This window comes from Lacticaseibacillus sp. 30 (assembly GCF_053819265.1).
This window is the reverse complement of sequence record NZ_JBSOQX010000048.1, coordinates 1-4124: the sequence shown is the minus strand read 5'-3', so window position 1 is coordinate 4124 and position 4124 is coordinate 1. Positions and strand designations below refer to the sequence as shown.

The following is a 4124-nucleotide window of genomic DNA, read 5'->3' as shown; positions in this document are numbered from 1 at the left end:
GGTAGATTGTAAAATTAATCCGAACAGCGTTCGGATTAATTTTACAATCTACCATTTACTATGATTATTAGTAACTATTTTGCCTCTACCCAACCGTGTGTCAATAAGCTCGTTTTTTTTTCATCAGCAAGATCTTGACTGGGAATTGCAACTGCTAATAAGTACTTTGGACGACTTAATGCTACATATGCTAGTTTAAGACAATCCCGCTGTAACTGTTCTATTTCTGGATCCGATGAAAAATCTGGTCGGTCTCCTAGTAAATAAGGAAAGATAGTTTTGAAGAACTTATTGATTTTGTCTTCTTCATTAAACTTCATGTGTACACATGAAGTTAGTAAAAGCAGTGTCGATCGATGTGTTTCACCTTTAACTCCGTGAATTGTTGCAAATTCTCGGTGGACTGTCGATAAATTCATTCTTTCAGGTTCACCTTCTAGGTTGCTAACGTCTTGAAGCAGATGCTTGCATTCTCTTTGCAAATAAGCTTCTGAAATAGTTTCTGAACCAATTAGACTGTACAAATGATATTGTACCTCGTTCAATGAAATATTTTGTTTTGCGAGTTTCTGGATGACATCTGCTAATTCAAGGTTGCTATCATGATTATTACGGATTAGTACTGATTCTTCCATAAAAGAAACGCCATTCGCATTGGCCAATAATTTGATAACCAATGCATAAATTTCACTGACACTTCTTTCATGAGCTCGTTGCTCTGAACCTTCTTTGGAATATTTGGGTTCAACTTTTATAATGTCACTGTGCATTATTCCGACAATAGCATCTGGTTTCTGCAATATACGAAAATTTGGATTTGAACTGGCAGCGTCTTCGATCAGCCGAGTATGCTTTTCCTTGAGTTCGTCTCCAGTTTCATATGTCATAAAATACTTCGGAAAGAAATTTAGTTCTTGATTCGAATGGAATTGTTCATATTCCTGAACACAAACATGTTTAACTACAGCAGCAATTAAACTGCCAAACCTTGTAGTTTCAGAGATTTCTTTAGTCTGGTAGAATTCGTTATCGGGTCTCGGGTTCCAAGAGTCCTCTGTCTCGGATCCATAGATAGTATATAATGCTTGATACGGATCTCCAAATCTTTGTACATTCAACTGTTTGCCATTAGCCAGACCATTTATAATGGCAAACTGAATCCAATCGGTATCTTGAGCTTCATCGATCATTAAGTATGAAAATCGTTTCTCAAATGCCACGCTCAACTCGTCTCTATGTTTACTTAGATACCAATAAGACAATGATTTGAGATCAGAATATGAAACATAGCCATCCCTTAACAGCCATTCGCATGCACGATTAATGGCATATTGACAACGCTGATTCTGGTGTCTGTTAGTGTAATAAAATGATCCGTCATCTAAAATTACTAGCTTGCACCCATTTTTGGACGGCTTAGGTACGTTCCAATCTGAACGATAGTCCTTAACAATTCCCCTAAAATTTTTATCATACTTTTCATAGAACTTTTCATCATCTAAAAGCTTAAGCGTCACACCGGGTAGGACCGTGGCAAATGCAGTTTTACCTAAAAATTTATCCATGAAACTTTGAATAGTTCCTACAAAATTTGGATATTCAATTTCATCCACACCAGCAAGCTTCAACCGTGCTAGAATCTCTTTTACAGCAACATTGGTATGTGTAATACAGCAGATGCCTTTATCTTCGTAGTTGCGAGTGGTCAATAACCTTAACACCTTCGCTGCTAATACGGTTGTTTTACCTGATCCAGGTCCAGCTACGACGTCAATTCGTCCTATTGCTTGAATAACTTCTCGCTGTTCCGCTGTAAAATGCGCACCGTGCAACAATATGCTTTCAATTTGCATCAAGTTCAATCTTGTTCAACCTCCTGCCCACTTGCAAACTTAATCGCATTAATTAAATACTTGCATTCTTCATTTTGTGAATGTGTTGTATCGCCAATAATTTTATTTTTCAGCTCTTCCTTTTCATCTTGACTAAGACCCATAATTAGTTTTGCTAATTGTTCACTAACCTGTGTTTTTGAAACCGAGCCTTTGTTCAAGGCTGCATACGCATTGTATGCAGCCTTATTCGGACTTGTTTTATAATCTTCTTCAAATTTTTTAATAAGTTTTTCCCGATGATTTTCTCTAACGAATTGTGTTTCAGCTATCGCTTGAATCGTAAGATGACGCAAAGAGCTACGCAAAAGACTGTACTCCAAAGTCCATAATGGCGACATGAATACTTTACTATTGGAACTAAATTCTTCGTATTTTTGATTGAGACACTCTTGCCTTTCTGCTGTCTTACTGGCCCAGTCAGAATCAGATCGGAATTTTTTTACTTGAATAATTAAATTCTTAATTTTAGTATTTTCAAATCTTAGTTTAAAAGCAGCTACTAATTCAGCAAAAGTCGCATACTCCTCTCCGAACAAGTCAACATTCAAATCGCTAGGGCCACTAATCAACTCCTGGATTTTTTCAGCGCTCTCTGAATCGATACCATACACAGTCGGATTAATATCTGAATCTGTAATTATAGAGATAGGGATACCAATTTTTTCTGATTTTTCTTTTTGAGAAAACAGTTTAATATATTGATTAAAGCTTGTCCCGCCAACGTTTACAATTGAGATACCAGAACGATGTAACGGTAAATTTATTAAATCTGCCAGGGCTGGTAATAAAATATTTTCCGCATATCCCTCCACCAAAATAATTCCTTTTGCAAAGAATAGGTTACTCTTTGTTGCATCTAAAAATCGATTCAAAAAATCATAATCAGCTTCCTCAAGCATGGTGTCCTCAGGTGCCATCGAATAGGCTTTATTAGCGTTCATATATATCAGCGATCTTTGATCTATCGATGCGGTCAGTGCAACACTATGTGAAGTCAATATAAACTGCTGAGATGAATTATCCTCTGTGCTAAGAATATAGCGCTCGATGTATTTAATTAGTCGTATCTGAGCCTGCACGTGCAAGTGCGCCTCTAATTCCTCTATAAGCATAATGTTTGGACCATAAACCACTGAACTTGAATGATCCTTTAGCAGCGCTAACTCGGTCGAAATGTACAACAGGTTCAAGTTCCCCAATCCCAAATTGACGCTTTCTGAACTTAAACTTAGCTGTTTGAATATTTGATCAAGTGTAACTTGTGTTAGTTGAAAGCGCGTGTCACTTTTATCCTGATCTTGACTATCAAATAACTGCCTCAATACCGAATGAAGTTCTTTATTAATTGATTGTTTTTCCAAATTATTATCAGAAAGATGATCGTTATCTTTAGGTGGATTCGATTCACTTGGAAAGCCATCTGAGAGATATCCCTCTATTATTGCGTTGGCTTCCTCCAACGCTTGGACAAGTTTTAATTTATGTTCTGGGTGATTTCGAAACTCCGAGTGTGCTGCAAGTAATTGTGGCAGATGTGAGCGAAAGCCAGGAGTTAATTCATCTGTTGCATTTCTCAGAGCTTTTAAGTATGTAACACGTAAGTATACTCGTGCCCCACTTGCTAACGAAGATTCTGCACCTTCATCTCCTGCAACTAGATTTCGATCTAAATATTGACGTCCAGCTTCACTCGTTTTGCGCTCAACTGTTAGTTTTACATGTAACTCATATTCATTATTATCGTCAAACGACAGCCACTCTAGAAAAGTTCCAGCCTCGTACTTGTTGAGACTACAAAATACAGCCTCAATCTTAAAATCATTTGAAAACTCGGTCCCGTCAAAATAGAAATCCTCGTCTTGAATACTGGTTCGATCATCGCTAACTGTTCCAAGCAACATTTTAATTGCATCGATAACTGCAGTTTTCCCTGAATCATTTTCACCGACAATGATATTCAAGCCCGGATGAAATTTTACTATCAATCCAGGTTCCCCATTCACCTGAGAAACAAATTTTCGAAAATCATACAGTTTAACAGTTTTTAGAAACACTATACATTCCTCCCTAGGGACATTCTACTATCCCACTCATTATGCAAAAATACGACTAAATGCTCGAAAAATTCGCTTATAACCAGATGACCTACACACTAAGTATACAACTAGCGTATGTTGACACATGTATAAAGTGATTCCAAATTCAAACAAATCAACAAATTGGTACGTT

2 protein-coding genes are annotated in these 4124 nt (G+C 37.1%); both read right to left on the bottom strand.

What is annotated here, in order from left to right; genetic code table 11:
- Nucleotides 1-74 precede the first annotated feature (74 nt).
- A complete protein-coding gene (locus ACWPAB_RS15050; RefSeq protein ID WP_225437629.1) occupies nucleotides 75-1853 on the bottom strand; it encodes a UvrD-helicase domain-containing protein in 1779 nt (592 codons plus the stop codon).
- 5 nt (nucleotides 1854-1858) lie between these two features.
- Nucleotides 1859-3949 carry an ATP-dependent nuclease gene (locus ACWPAB_RS15045; protein WP_016382195.1) on the bottom strand — a complete coding sequence of 697 codons (2091 nt, stop codon included), beginning with the start codon at nucleotides 3947-3949 and terminating at the stop codon, nucleotides 1859-1861.
- Between the last annotated feature and the right edge of the window lie 175 nt (nucleotides 3950-4124).